This is a genomic window from Nocardia sp. NPDC051570, assembly GCF_044454005.1.
Taxonomy (GTDB): domain Bacteria; phylum Actinomycetota; class Actinomycetes; order Mycobacteriales; family Mycobacteriaceae; genus Nocardia.
On the sequence record NZ_JBITDI010000002.1, the window covers coordinates 116,272 to 129,873 of the forward strand.

At 68.4% G+C, this 13,602-nt stretch carries 15 protein-coding genes; 11 read left to right on the forward strand and 4 right to left on the reverse strand.

Going from position 1 to position 13,602, the window contains the following annotated elements; genetic code table 11:
* The first annotated feature begins 42 nt into the window (after positions 1-42).
* From ACIA76_RS04055 to ACIA76_RS04070, 4 genes are all read left to right on the forward strand, one after another.
* Entirely contained in the window at positions 43-408 is a 366-nt protein-coding gene (locus ACIA76_RS04055) for a cold-shock protein (protein ID WP_397149379.1), read from the forward strand.
* Between the two features lie 89 nt (positions 409-497).
* Positions 498-1,589 (forward strand): ATP-dependent DNA ligase, encoded by a 1,092-nt coding sequence (locus ACIA76_RS04060; RefSeq protein WP_397148232.1) that lies wholly within the window; start codon positions 498-500, stop codon positions 1,587-1,589.
* The gene (locus tag ACIA76_RS04065; protein ID WP_397148234.1) at positions 1,586-2,641 is read left to right on the forward strand and encodes a DNA polymerase domain-containing protein; all 1,056 of its coding nucleotides are present in this window, start codon (positions 1,586-1,588) and stop codon (positions 2,639-2,641) included. The genes ACIA76_RS04060 and ACIA76_RS04065 overlap by 4 nt, the downstream gene beginning before the upstream one ends.
* Before the next feature lie 53 nt (positions 2,642-2,694).
* A complete protein-coding gene (locus tag ACIA76_RS04070) occupies positions 2,695-4,122 on the forward strand; it encodes a purine-cytosine permease family protein (RefSeq protein WP_397148236.1) in 1,428 nt (475 codons plus the stop codon).
* Between the two features lie 3 nt (positions 4,123-4,125).
* On the opposite strand, the gene ACIA76_RS04075 is transcribed toward ACIA76_RS04070, so the two are convergent.
* The 3 genes from ACIA76_RS04075 to ACIA76_RS04085 form a co-directional block, all read right to left on the reverse strand.
* Positions 4,126-4,749 (reverse strand): TetR/AcrR family transcriptional regulator, encoded by a 624-nt coding sequence (locus tag ACIA76_RS04075; protein WP_397148238.1) that lies wholly within the window; start codon positions 4,747-4,749, stop codon positions 4,126-4,128.
* 10 nt (positions 4,750-4,759) lie between these two features.
* Entirely contained in the window at positions 4,760-5,905 is a 1,146-nt protein-coding gene (locus ACIA76_RS04080) for an acyl-CoA dehydrogenase family protein (protein ID WP_397148240.1), read from the reverse strand.
* Positions 5,906-5,969: 64 nt separating this feature from the next.
* Complete coding sequence (locus ACIA76_RS04085) at positions 5,970-6,656, reverse strand: TetR/AcrR family transcriptional regulator (RefSeq protein ID WP_397148242.1); 687 nt, start codon at positions 6,654-6,656, stop codon at positions 5,970-5,972.
* Positions 6,657-6,891: 235 nt separating this feature from the next.
* On the opposite strand from ACIA76_RS04085, the gene ACIA76_RS04090 reads away from it, so the two are divergent.
* The 7 genes from ACIA76_RS04090 to ACIA76_RS04120 all read left to right on the forward strand — a co-directional run bounded on the left by ACIA76_RS04090 (position 6,892) and on the right by ACIA76_RS04120 (position 13,473).
* Positions 6,892-7,752, forward strand: coding sequence for an alpha/beta fold hydrolase (locus ACIA76_RS04090; RefSeq protein ID WP_397148244.1), 861 nt, complete (start codon positions 6,892-6,894; stop codon positions 7,750-7,752).
* A gap of 23 nt (positions 7,753-7,775) precedes the next feature.
* The gene (locus ACIA76_RS04095) at positions 7,776-7,985 is read left to right on the forward strand and encodes a hypothetical protein (protein ID WP_397148246.1); all 210 of its coding nucleotides are present in this window, start codon (positions 7,776-7,778) and stop codon (positions 7,983-7,985) included.
* Complete coding sequence (locus ACIA76_RS04100; RefSeq protein ID WP_397148248.1) at positions 7,982-9,946, forward strand: hypothetical protein; 1,965 nt, start codon at positions 7,982-7,984, stop codon at positions 9,944-9,946. Before ACIA76_RS04095 ends, ACIA76_RS04100 begins: the two co-directional genes overlap by 4 nt.
* Before the next feature lie 105 nt (positions 9,947-10,051).
* Positions 10,052-10,498 (forward strand): hypothetical protein, encoded by a 447-nt coding sequence (locus ACIA76_RS04105; RefSeq protein WP_397148250.1) that lies wholly within the window; start codon positions 10,052-10,054, stop codon positions 10,496-10,498.
* 81 nt (positions 10,499-10,579) lie between these two features.
* Positions 10,580-12,046: an SDR family NAD(P)-dependent oxidoreductase gene (locus ACIA76_RS04110; protein ID WP_397148252.1), complete on the forward strand. Its 1,467-nt coding sequence runs from the start codon at positions 10,580-10,582 to the stop codon at positions 12,044-12,046.
* 314 nt (positions 12,047-12,360) lie between these two features.
* Positions 12,361-13,056, forward strand: coding sequence for an O-methyltransferase (locus ACIA76_RS04115; protein ID WP_397148254.1), 696 nt, complete (start codon positions 12,361-12,363; stop codon positions 13,054-13,056).
* Between the two features lie 27 nt (positions 13,057-13,083).
* Complete coding sequence (locus ACIA76_RS04120; protein WP_397148256.1) at positions 13,084-13,473, forward strand: DUF2784 domain-containing protein; 390 nt, start codon at positions 13,084-13,086, stop codon at positions 13,471-13,473.
* Here ACIA76_RS04120 and ACIA76_RS04125 read toward each other — a convergent pair.
* On the reverse strand, positions 13,454-13,576 hold the full coding sequence (locus ACIA76_RS04125; RefSeq protein ID WP_397148258.1) for a hypothetical protein: 123 nt from the start codon (positions 13,574-13,576) through the stop codon (positions 13,454-13,456). The two genes, ACIA76_RS04120 and ACIA76_RS04125, sit on opposite strands and share 20 nt — an antisense overlap.
* Positions 13,577-13,602: the final 26 nt, after the last annotated feature.

A 13,602-nucleotide genomic window follows, 5' to 3' on the forward strand; every position in this document is an offset into this window, starting at 1 on the left:
GACGGCGACGAGGAGCGGGTGTAGGTGTCGATCGGGAAATTGGTGTCCTTCGACAGTTCTCGGGGGTTCGGTTTCATCCGTCCGGAAGACGGTGGCCCCGATGTGTTCGTTCATGTGAACGACATCGGATTGGACGAGGACGAGCTGAGGCAGGGTCGGGTGTTCGAATTCGAGGTGACCGAGGGTGACCGGGGGCCGAAGGCGGTGAATCTGACCGCCGTCGGCGGGCAGCCCGCGCCGCGCCATCGCGGCGCCCGCACATCCGGGCAGCTCACCCCGACCGAACATAAGCGGCTGATCACCGAGTTACTACTGGATGCGAGCCCGGCCCTCACGGCCGGGGAGATTCTCACGATCCGCGACCGGTTGACGGATTTCGCGGATCAGCACGGATGGCTCGAGAACTAAGAGGCATACGATCTTGGCTGACAGTGTGCGGGCGATGAATTCTCTTCGCTCGCACCGTCCACATGCATGAGACTTCCGAGGAGGATCGTGTGGACCTGCCCGTCATGCCGCCCGTGAAACCGATGCTGGCGAAATCCGCGTCGGAACTGCCGCGCGATCCGGCGCTGTACTACGAACCGAAATGGGACGGCTTCCGCGCCGTCGTATTCCGCGACGGCGACGAGGTGGAACTCGGATCCCGCAACGACCGGCCGCTCACGCGGTACTTCCCCGAACTGGTGGAGTCGCTGCGCGCCGCACTCCCGCGGCGATGCGTGATCGACGGGGAGATCGTCGTGGTCACCGACCACGGCCTGGACTTCGACACGCTGCAGCAGCGGCTGCATCCGGCCGCCTCGCGGGTCAACAAGCTGGCGGTGGAGACCCCGGCCAGTTTCGTCGCCTTCGACCTGCTGGCCCTGGGCGATGAGGACCTGACCGAGCAGCATTTCGCGCAGCGTCGGCGGCTGCTCGAGACGATCGTCGACAACTCCGTGCCGCGACTGCATCTGACCCCACTGACGTCTGATCCCGATACCGCGCAGGACTGGTTCACCCGCTTCGAGGGCGCGGGCTTCGACGGGGTCATGGTCAAGGCCACCGATCTGCCCTATCTGCAGGACAAGCGGGTGATGATCAAGGTCAAACACGAGCGCACCGCCGACTGCGTGGTGGCCGGATTCCGTTGGCACAAGGACGGACAGGGCGTCGGCTCGCTGCTGCTGGGGCTCTACGACGACGAGGGCCACCTCCATCACGTCGGCGTCGCGAGCAGTTTCACCGCCGCGCGCCGCACGGAGCTGGTGCAGGAGCTGGCCCCGTTACGCGAGAACGCCCTGGACAATCATCCCTGGCGGCACTGGGCCGACGCCGCCGCCCAGGCCAAGGCCGACGGGAAGATGCCCGGCGGGGTGAGCCGCTGGACCGGCGGCAAGGATCTGTCCTGGGAGGCGCTGCGACCGGAACTGATCGCGGAGATCCGCTACGAACATGTGATGGCCGGGCGACTGCGCCACGGCGGGCGGCTGGTCCGCTTCCGCGACGACCGCACCCCCGAATCCTGCACCTACGCCCAGCTCGACGAGGTCGCGCCCGCCGAATTGGCCGATATCTTCGCCGAGGCGAAGCGGGCCCGGTCATGAGCGCATCGATCGATATCGAGGCCGACGGCCGGATCGTGCCGATCAGCAATCCGGACAAGGTCTACTTCTCCAAACACGGTGAGACCAAGCTCGATCTGGTGCGCTACTACCAGGCCGTGGCCGAGCCGATCCTGCGCACGATGGGCGAGCGACCCGTTCTGCTGGAACGCTATCCCGACGGCGCGGGCGGAAAGTCGTGGTTCCAGAAGCGAGTTCCCGCATCGGTGCCGGACTGGCTGCGGACCACGGTCGTGTCGACCCCCAACGGCACCACCAGCGACGCCCTCGTCGCCGCCGACCTGGCCCACATCCTGTGGGCGGTCAACCTGGGCTGCTTGGGATTTCACGTCTGGCCCACCCACGCGGGCGCCGCCGAGCAGAGCACGGCTCCGGTCGTCCACGACGCGGCCGGACAACCCCTGCCCCCGACCGGGGTGACCGACGAACTGCGCATCGACCTGGATCCGTCCCCCGGCACCACATTCGACGATCTGCGCGAGACCGCGGCCGCGACCCGCGACCTGTGCACCGAACTGGGCATCGACGCCCGCGTGAAGACCTCCGGCTCGCGCGGGCTGCACATCTACGTCCTGCTCGAGCCGCGCTGGGACGGCTATCAGGTGCGCACCGCCTCGGTCGCCCTGGCCCGCGAACTCGAACGCCGCCATCGCGACCTCATCACCGCGGCGTGGTGGAAGGAGGAACGCGGCCGCCGCGTCTTCGTCGACTACAACCAGAACGCCCCGCACCGAACGGTTTTCGGCGCCTGGTGCGTGCGGCCCAAGGTCGGCGGTCAGGTCTCCACACCGATCGCCTGGGACGAACTCGACACCGTCATCCCCGATGAGCTGACCCTGGCCACGGTTCCCGCCCGCGTCGCCGAACGGGGCGACCCCTGGGCCGACCGGACTCCCCAATCGATCGAGCCGCTGCTGGAAATGTCCGCGCGCGACCGGGATTCGGGCCTGATGGACGCCCCCTGGCCGCCGGTATACCCGAAGATGCCCGACGAGCCGCCGCGCGTCCAGCCGAGTAAGGCCCGCAAGGTCTGAACGGCTCCGCGAAAACCGTACTGTGCGTTCGGTTCGACTGGTTGTATCGACGTATGAGTCACGATCGACCCGAGGCCACCGCCCTCACCCCCGAACGTCGCACCATCGACGTCATTCCCGATGACGAGCGCCACGGGCGGCCGGTCAACCAGTTCACGCTCTGGTTCGGGGCGAATATGCAGATCACCGCGATCGTCGACGGCGCGCTGGCGGTGGTGTTCGGCGCCGATGCGATCTGGGCGATCGCGGGCACGCTGGTCGGGAACCTCGCGGGCGGCGCGGTGATGGCGCTGCATTCGGCGCAGGGGCCGCGGCTGGGACTGCCCCAGATGATCTCCAGCAGAGCGCAATTCGGGGTGCGCGGGGCGGTCGTGCCGCTGGTGCTGGTGGTGCTGATGTATCTCGGCTTCGCCGCGACGGGCACGGTGCTAGCGGGCCAGGCGATCGGGAAGTTGCTGCACAGCGAGAACCGGGCCGTGGGCATCGTGGTCTTCGGGGCGCTCACCGGTGTGGTCGCGGTGCTGGGGTATCGGCTGATTCACGTGGTGGGGCGGATCGCGACCGTGCTCGGCGTGCTCGGATTCACCTATCTGGCGGTGCGACTGTTCGTGCGCTACGACGTCGGCGCGCATCTGGGCGGACACGGTTTCGCGGCCGCCACCTTTCTGCTGGCGATCTCGCTCGGCGCGAGCTGGCAGTTGACCTTCGGACCGTATGTCGCCGACTACTCGCGCTATCTGCCGCGAAACACCTCCGCGCGCAAGACATTCTGGTTCACCTTCGCCGGCAGCGTGCTCGGCTCGCAGTGGTCGATGACCTTCGGCGCGCTGCTGGCGGCCTGCGCGGGCACGGCGTTCACCGTCGATCAGGTCGGCTTCATCGGCGCGCTCGCCGGTCCGGCCGCGGTGGCCGCGCTGATCTATCTGGTGATCGTGGTCGGGAAGCTGACCATCAACGTGCTCAACGCCTACGGCGGATTCATGTCCATCCTCACCACGGTGACCGCCTTCGATCCGCGCACGACCGTCTCCCGCACGACCCGCGCGGTGAGCATCCTCGGCTTCACCGCGGCCTCGATGCTCATCGCGCTGGCCGCCAGCGCCGACTTCCTCGACAACTTCAAGAGTTTCGTGCTCGTGCTGCTGCTGGTGTTCACCCCGTGGAGCACGATCAACCTCATCGACTACTACCTGATCTCGCGCGAGCGCATAGATATCCCCGCCCTCTACGACCCGACCGGCCGCTACGGCTCCTGGAACCTGCCCGCCCTGGCCTGCTACGCCGTCGGCATCCTCGCCCAGATCCCGTTCCTCGCCCAGAAGCTCTACACCGGCCCGATCACCACACTGCTCGGCGGCGCCGACATCTCCTGGCTCATCGGCATTCTCATCACCGCGGCGCTGTACTACCCGGTCGCCACCCGCACCGCCCGACCACCGCAGCGGATGATCCCGCCGGCGCGGACAGCCGCACTGTCCTAGCCGCTACGCACCGCGTTCGATCTTCGGAAAGGACTTGGTGACCAGGGCCAGCAGCATATCGGCGAGCAGGTGGTGGACCTGGGCGCGATTGAGGGAGCCGCGGGTGATCCATTCGCGCCCCGCGGCTTTCACCAGGCCGCCGTAGGCGCGGACCAGGGCGCGTAGTTCGTCGCCGTGGGCGGAATCGGCGAGGCCGACCATCTCCAGCAGGCGGTCGGCGGCCGCGTCGTCGGCGGCGTCGAGGATGCGCTGTACCTCCGGATCCTCGCCTACGCCCTCGTGGCCGGTCACCTTCACCCAGGTGCTGCCGTGTTCGCCGATGGTGTCCAGCAGCCACGACACGCTGGCGTCGACGCGTTCGCGGATGGTGCCGGTCGGCACGATCATCTGGCCCGGGCGCGGCAGCGTCACCATGCGGCGCACGACCGCCAGATACAGGTCGCGCTTATTGCCGAAGTAGTGGTTGATCAGGCCCCGCGCCACGCCCGCGCGCTGCGCGAGCTCGGCCGTGGACACCGCCGCGTACGGGCGTTCGCCGAACATGGCGATGGCGCAGTCGAGTATCTGCGCCCGCCGTTCGTCGGGTTCGAGCCGACGCCGGCGCGCGGTCGCCTCGGCGTCGGACATGGTCGTCGTATCAGAGTGAGCGGGCAATGAGATCCTTCATCACCTCGTTGGCGCCTGCCAGGATGCGCAACACACGCGCGCCCGTGTACAGCTGGGAGATCGGGTACTCCGTCATATATCCATAGCCACCGAACAGTTGCAGACAACGATCCACCACGATACCCAACTGGTCGGTCAGCCAGTACTTCGCCATGGCCGCGGTCGGAATGTCGAGCTCGCCGCGCAGGTGTTTCACGATCGCATCGTCGAGGAAGACCCGGCTCACTCGGGCGAGGGTGGCGCATTCGGCCAGTTCGAATCGGGTGTTCTGCATCGCGAACAACGGCTTGCCGAATGCCTCGCGGCCCTTGGTGTAGTCGACGGTCAGATCGACCGCCTTCTCCATCATCGCCACCGCCATGACCGCGGTGACCAGCCGCTCCTGCGCGAGCAGTTGCATCATCTGATAGAAGCCCTGCCCCTCGGCCTCGCCGAGCAGATTCGCCGCAGGCACCCGCAACCCGTCGAAGAACAGCTCAGCGGTGTCCTGCCCCTTGCCGCCGATCTTGGACAGGATACGTCCGCGCGTGAAACCCGGTGTGTCGTCGGCGATCTCGGCGAAGATCAGCGAGACCCCGGCCGCGCCCTTACCAGGATCGGTCTTGGCGGCGATGATGATGCCGTCGCACAGCCGGCCGTTGGAGATGAAGATCTTCGAGCCGGTGATGACGTATTCGTTGCCCTCGCGCACCGCGCGGGTCTTGATGTTCTGCAGATCCGATCCGGTGCCCGGCTCGGTCATTCCGATCGACAGCACCATCTCCCCGCTCGCGGCCAGCGGCAGCACTCGGCGCTTGAGCTCCTCGGAGCCGAACTGCTGGATATACGGCGCGATGATCGACGAGTGCACCGGCATGCCCAGCGCGCCGTCACCGAGATAGGCCTGCTCCTCGATGATGGCCGCCTCATGCGCGAAACTGCCCCCGCCGCCGCCGTATTCGCTCGGCACCGCGGCACACAGCAGCCCCAGCTCCCCCGCGCGGCGATACAGCTCGCGGTCGGGGTGGCCTTGCGCGGCGAATCGCTCCTCGTGCGGGATCACCTCCTTGTCGAAGAAGGTCCTCGCCAGTTCCCGGACGGCCTCGACCTCGTCGTCGCTCCATGCCGCGCGCGCCATCGTCGCCACCCTTCGTTCCTGCCCGATCTCGTGGGCACCAGAGTGCAGTTCTATTGGCATGCTGTCAATAAGACGGGTTGCGCGCCTGATTGACCTCGGCCAACGTCGTGAAGATCGGGGTCCGCGCATCGGCGGTGATGTCCTGGCGGCGCAGGAATCCGTCGATCAGCCCCCAGACCAGTTCGCTGGCCTGATCGACGAATTCCGCGGCGGCCGGTGCGGGCGCGGTCTCGAGCCACAGGTCGGTGATCGCCACGACCGCGCCGACCACGGCCCGCGCGAGATAGTCGATGCCCGCGGTCTCCAGCGGCACGGCCTCGGCGACCGCGCGGGCCAACTTGCCGAACCGGCGAGCGGCCTCGCGCCCCAGATCGAACTGCAACACCGCCCCCTCGCCGCTGCGCGCCAGCGGAGCCAGCGCCAGGAAGCGAAAGATGTTGGGGTGGGCGAGAATTCCCTCGGCATAGCCGGTGAACACCCGGCGCAGCGCCGCGCCGGGCGGCTGCAGCATCAGCGTCATATCCTCGCCGGTGGCGGCGAAGGCGCTGCGCGAGAACCGATTCGCGATCTCGGTGTACAGATCGGCCTTATCCGCGAACTGCCGATACAGCCGCGGCTTGGTGATACCCGCCTCCCGGGCGATATCGTCCATGCTCGGGCGGGGGCCGTCTCGATCGATCACCCGGATCGCCGCGTCGACGATATCGTCGCGACTGATCGGCGCAGTGGTTCTACTGCTGGCTCGGGACACGGTGACTCGGCTCCGATGCGGGGAGGAATGTCTGGGACGCGAGCATACACGTACCGCCGGTACGCGGCCTGCCACCGCAGCCGTCGAGGGCGATGAGCACGGCCGATCACTGTGATTCACTGCACACCGATCCGCTTCGCCGCGGCATTGCTTCCGGCGTTCCGTACTGCCAGTATCAGGAACCGTACTGGCGGTACGTATGGCGTGGCCCCGGCCACGCCCCGAGGTGAACGAGATGACCCCACTGCCCGACATCACCCCCCGCTCGCGGGTCGTGTCCGGACCCGGCGGCGACCTGGCCGTCCGCGAATACGGCGACCCGAAGGCCGACACCCTGGTGCTGGTGCACGGCCTCACCGACACCCAGCGCATCTGGAATCCGGTGGCGCACATGCTCGCCGACGGCTTCCATGTCGTGACCTACGATGTGCGCGGCCACGGCCGCTCCGCGAAATCCCCACGGCCACACGACTATCGGCTCACCGGACTCGTCGAGGACCTCTACGCCGTCCTCGACGCGACCAGCCCGCACCGGCCCGTCCATCTGGCCGGACACGGCTGGGGCGCGATCCAGGTGTGGGAGGCCCTGGGCGATCCGCGGGCCAACACCCGCATCGTCTCGGCCACCGCGCTGGGCGCACCCGGCCTCGACCACCTCGCGAACGCGTTGCGGGAACCGCGATTTCCACGCGCGCCGTGGTGGCGGCTGCCCGGCCTGGGCTGGCTGGTACTCGGTCGCAGACTGCTGCGCTGGCCGCGCATCCGCCGCGCCCCGCGTTCGGCGCTGCGCCTGTCGCCGGCGGATCTGCTGTCCGGCGCGCGCATCGTGGCGGCCAATCTCCCCCACCGCCTGCGACATCCGCGCGAGCGCCGCATCGCGGTGCCGGTGCAATTGATCGTCGATCGCGCCGACGCGGCCGCCCTGCCCGCCGTCGGCGCGCAGCTGCGCCGCGGCGTGGACCGGCTCTGGTGCTATCGCCTGCCCGCCGATCACTGGCTGCCGATCACCGAACCGCTGCTGGTGGTGGAGGCGATCGCCAACTTCATCGACGATCTGCGCGCCGACAACAGCCCGATCGAATACTCCCCGCGCTAGCCGAAAGACCTGGAGGCACACCCATGTCCGCCGAACTGCTGACCCGCACACTCGGGGCTCCGTTACCGGAGGAATTCACCCGGCTGTCCGATGCCGAACTCGGCGAACTGGATCGCCTGCTGCGCGAGGCGCAGATCCGGCGCGCGAAACGGCTTGCGGCGGCACTCGATTCGTCGATGGATTTCATCCCGCGACTGATGCGTCCCGCCGTGAAGAAGGCGCTGGGCCTGTGACCGACCGCCTGCTCGCCCGCGCCGAGACCACCAAACTCGCACGGCTGCTGGATATCCCGGATCCGGACGCGCTGGAATTCCTCACCGCACTGCCGCCGGAGGCGATCCGCGCCTTCCGCGAACGCGCCACCGATCTGCTGTTCGACGCCGACGGCCCGAAACTGCGGCGGATCGCCGCGGCCACCAAACTGGTCCCCACGCCGATCGCGGCCAGGGCCGCCGAACGCGCCTTCGGCCCCGGCCTGTGCGCGGCGGTCGCCGCCCAGGTCGAACCGGCCCGCGCGGTCGATATCGCCAAGGCGCTGCCCGCACCGTTCCTCGCGGAGGCCACGATCCAGCTCGATCCGCGCCGCACCGCCCAGATCATCCCCAAGGTGCCGCTGCCCATGGTGGTGGCGGTCGCGCGTGAATTGCTCTCGCGGGGTGAGCATGTCACGCTCGGCCGATTCGTCGGCGTGGTCTCCGAGGAGATGATGGCCGCGGCGGCGGAGGTGATGGACGACACCGATCTGCTGCGCACCGGCTACCTGCTCGAGGACAAATCCTCGATGGACAACCTGCTCGAGATCGTCGCCGCCCGTCTGCCCGGCGTCGTGCGCGCCGCCCACGAACAGGCCATGTGGGCCGAGGGCATCGACCTGCTCGCCACCGTGAACCCGGCCAACCGGGCCCGCATCGGCGATCTGAGCGCCCAACTCGGCGGCGAGATCCTCGACAGCCTGGTCGAGGCCGTCTACGAACTCGACGCCTGGGCCACCCTGCTCCCGGTCACCTCGGCCATGAGCCACGACAGCCTGGCCGTCTTCGCCCAGCGCCCGATCGTGCACACCGAGCCGGTGCTCACGGCGATCGTGGATGTGGCTCTCGACCACGGTCTCTGGCTGGATCTGCTACCGCTGGCCACCCACCTGCCCGCCCAGCCGCTGGCCTTCATCGCCGCCCGCGTCGCGGCCGAACCCGACCACGAACTAGCGGAGTTGATCGGCCAGGCCGATGCCGCCGACCTGTGGGACGCGATGATCCCGATCGCCCTGGCCATGACCGATCCCGAGCGCCGCCGGATGGCCGGCCTGCCGGTGATGCAGGATCCGGACGTGCTGCGGGCCATCACCGTCACCTGCGCGCGGCACGAATTGTGGTCGCAGGTCCTGCCTTTGGTCGACGCGCTGCCGGAGGCGGGCAAGAAGACCCTCGGCCTCTGCCTGGCCGAACTCACCGACAAGCAGGTGCGCGCGGCCGTACTGGCGGCCGCCGAGGGCGAGAACTTCGGTGTCCTGGTCGATCTCGCCATCGCCGAGGGCCTGTGGCTGGATCTGCTGCCGTGTGTCACCGAATTGGCGCAGGCGCCAAGGGAATTCGTGGCCGGTCGCGTCGCCGCCCACACCGACGAACGACTCGCCGAACTCGTCCGCGAAGCCGACGGTGCGGGACGCTGGGACGCGTTGATCCCCGTCGCCCTCGCCATGACCGAACCCGACCGCCGCCGCGTGGCGGGGCTGCCGATCCTGGCCGAACCGCAGGTGCTGCGCAAGGTGATCGACACCGCCGCCGCGCACGAACTCTGGCCGGAGGTCCTGCCGCTGGTGGACGCGCTGCCCCAGCAGGTCAAACCCACCATCGCCGCCTGCCTCGGCGACCTCACCCGCGAGCAGCTCCTGGCGGCCGTCCGCGCCGCCGCCGACAGCGCCGACATCCCGGCGCTGGTGGAGATCGCCCTCGCTCAGGACCAGACGGGCCGCGCCCGGATCCTCGACCTCATCGACGGCATGCCCGATCTCGACGACTTCCTCACCGCCCTGACTCCGGCCACACCCGAGGTGGTGTGGAACGCGTTCACCGAGGTGCGCGCCGAGATTCCGGCCGGGCTGCGCGAACGCCTGGCCGCACGGGCTCGTGAACTCGGCCACACCGGATACGCCGAAGGCCTCATCGATTCAGGTTTCGCGACACCGAACAACTAGCTACTGTTCAGTTATTGCCGATCCGGCGGCCCTTGCTCCAGGACCGGACGCTGCTCGAGGGATCGACCCAGGAGATCATCGCCAGGACTAGCGAACGGAGTTGTCATGACACGGGTTTCGCATGTTCTACTGCCCACGGCCGCCGCGGCGGCGGCTTTGCTCTGCGCCCCGCTTCCGGCCGCGACGGCCGACGTGGGCGGGATCGCGGTGATGTACACCGGCTCCGAGGGCCCGGTGATGGGCTGCCCGCATGAAGTCGGATTCAGCCTGTACGACCCGGTGCTACCCGACACCCGGGTCTTCATCGACGGTATCGAGACCGGACCGCTCAATCCCTATCCGTACAGCGGCTATTGGGTCCGCTGGACTCCGGACCGGCTGGGCTGGCACACCATCGAGATCGTCAATTCCGAACCCGGCGGGCGCGAATCCCGCAGGCGTCTGGACATCGCGGTGAATCGGGTCGGCATCAACGCGGGCAGTTCCTGCATCGCCAACGGTTTCCCGCTGCCGATGGATACGCAGAAGGGCACCCTCGGCCAGTTCCGGTAGGCGTGGGCGGGCCCACATGCGGGGCGATGCGACAATGGGCGCGGCAAACCGTTCCCGCACGAAGGGTCATACCCCAGCACGATGGCCGATCAGGACTCGACCACGATCACCGCCGCAGCACCCGAGCCGGTCATCGACCGCGACGAGCTCGCGGTCTGTCTGCGCGTGCTGGATCAGGCCGGACAGCTCGACAAGAACCATCCCGATTCGATCGCCGTGCAGCGCGCGGTCGGGTATCTGTTCAAGGAACTCAAGCGCCGGCGCCGGATCGAGGCGCGCGATGCGGTCTCCGAGGCCGACCGCGCGGTGGTCGCCGCCACCGCCACCGGATCGCCGAACCGGATCGACGACGAGACGGCGGGAATCCCGTTGTCCTCCAATACCTCCGACGGCACCGCGGGTGAACTGCTGCGGCCGCGGCCCTGCTACATCTGCAAGCAGCGCTACACCCGCGTCGACGCCTTCTACCACCAGCTGTGCCCGTCGTGCGCCGAGCTGAACCACGCCAAGCGCGACGCCCGCACCGATCTGTCCGGTCGCCGCGCCCTGCTCACCGGCGGCCGCGCCAAGATCGGCATGTACATCGCGCTGCGGCTGCTGCGCGACGGCGCGCACACCACCGTCACCACCCGCTTCCCCAATGACGCGATCCGCCGCTTCAAGGCCCAGCCCGACAGCGCCGACTGGATCCACCGCCTGCGCATCGTCGGCATCGATCTGCGTGATCCGGCCCAGGTGGTCGCGCTCGCCGACAGCGTGGCGGCCGCCGGACCGCTGGACATCCTCATCAACAACGCCGCCCAGACCGTCCGCCGCTCCGCCGGCTCTTACAGCGCACTGGTCGAGGCCGAGAACGGACCGCTGCCCGCGGGCGAGCTGCCCGACACCGTCAGCTTCGGCAAGACCATGCAGGCGCATCCCACCGCGCTGACCGCCTCGCTCACCCCCGCCCTCTCCGCGGCCGATATCACCGATCTCGCCCTCGTCGCGGGATCGGCCACGCCCGAACGCATTTCGCGCGGCGTGGCCATCGATGCGGGCGGTCTGGTCCCCGATCTCGCGCATACCAACAGCTGGGTGCAGACCGTCGGCGAGGTCGACGCCACCGAACTGCTCGAGGTGCAGCTGTGCAATTCGGTCGCGCCGTTCATCCTCATCTCCCATCTGCGCCCGGCGCTGGCCGCCTCCCCCGCCCGCCGCAAGTACGTCGTGAACGTCTCGGCGATGGAGGGCGTCTTCGCGCGCGGCTACAAGGGCGCGGGCCATCCGCACACCAATATGGCCAAAGCCGCGCTGAACATGCTCACCCGCACCAGCGCGAACGAGATGTTCGAGGCCGACCGCATCCTCATGACCGCGGTCGACACCGGCTGGATCACCGACGAGCGCCCGCACTACACCAAGATCCGCCTCGCCGACGAGGGCTTCCACGCACCGCTGGACCTGGTCGACGGCGCGGCCCGCGTCTACGACCCGATCGTGCGCGGTGAGAACGGCACCGACCTGTACGGCTGCTTCCTCAAGGATTACGCCCCCTCGAATTGGTGACCCACGCGATCCCCCAGGCCGGTCGGCTCCCTTCTCGGTGCTGGTTTTCAGTGGGTCGACACTACGGCCTGACATGTTCAGATGCGCATATCTGCGTATAGATATTATTGTGATTGCCGGTCCCTCGTCCTGGCCGCGCGGCACTCCCGCAACCCCAGGAATCTCGGCGTTCGCCGCCGCGGTGTGCCCGCGCATAATCGGGGGGCGGGTACGGTCCGAATACTGGAGGACATATGGGCGGCAAAGGATTTGGGGCGCGATGGCGGGAGCGGATACCGTTCGCGCGATGGTCGTGGGTGCGACTCGGGCTGGGAATGACCACCTTTCAGCGAACCGGCCAGGTCGGGGACGGACGGGAGGCGGCGCTGCGCGATCATGTGCTTGCCCATGCCGCGGCCGGCGATCCGGACGATGTGCTCGCCACCATCGACGATTTCGCGCGCCATCGCAGCATGCTGGTCACCATCGGTGACGAGAAGGGCCTGATACTCGATGCGGCCGTGCGGCGTTCGGCGCCGCGGCGGCTGCTGGAACTGGGCACCTACTGCGGTTACAGCGCGGTGCGCATCGGCCGGGCGATGCCGCCGGGCGCGCGGCTGGTGTCGGTGGAGTTCAGCGCCGCCAATGCCGAGATCGCCCGCGCCATCCTCGCGCATGCGGGCCTGGGCCAGCGGGTCACCGTCGTGGTCGGACGGATCGGCGACGGCGGAACCACGCTGCGCCGCCTCGCCGTCGATCACGGATTCGGTTTCGGCACATTGGATTTCACCTTCCTCGATCACGCCAAGACCTCCTATCTGCCGGATCTGCGCATCCTGCTCGCCACCGGCTGGCTGCATGCGGGCACCGTCGTGGTCGCCGACAACATGCGCCTGCCCGGCGCACCCGACTATCTGCGCTATATGCGTGAGCACGAGGGCGAGAGCTGGCATACGGTCGACCATCCGGCGCATGTGGAATACCAGTCACTGCTCAAGGATCTGGTCCTCGAGTCCGAATACCTCGGCTGAACCCGCGCCCGCGCCTACGCTGGAAGGATGTATCGACTGCTCGCCGAGGCGACCGTCGTGGTGCATTTCCTGTTCGTCGCCTACGTGGTGACGGGCGGCTTCCTGGCCTGGCGCTGGCGCTGGACCATCTGGACCCATGCGGCCGCGGCCGCATGGGGTTTCAGCACGGTGCTGTTCGGATTCGACTGCCCGCTCACATATCTCGAGAACTGGGCGCGCGGCCGCGCGGATGAGGCCGGACTGCCGCCGAGCGGATTCATCGACCACTACATCACCGGCGTGCTGTATCCCCGCGACGCACTCGAGCTGGTGCGCGTGCTGGTCCTGCTCGTGGTCGCGGTGTCCTGGATCGGCTACTGGCGACTGGCCCGGCCGCGCCGCCCGATCACCGATCCGCTCAGGCCAGCCGGGCGGTGACGAGATCGGCCACGGCGCCGGGCTTTTCGTCGAGATAGAAGTGCCTGCCCGGGAACGTCGTCAACTCGAACTCCCCCGTCGTATGCCCTTGCCACCGGCGCATCTGCTCGGGGGTGACGGTGGGGTCCG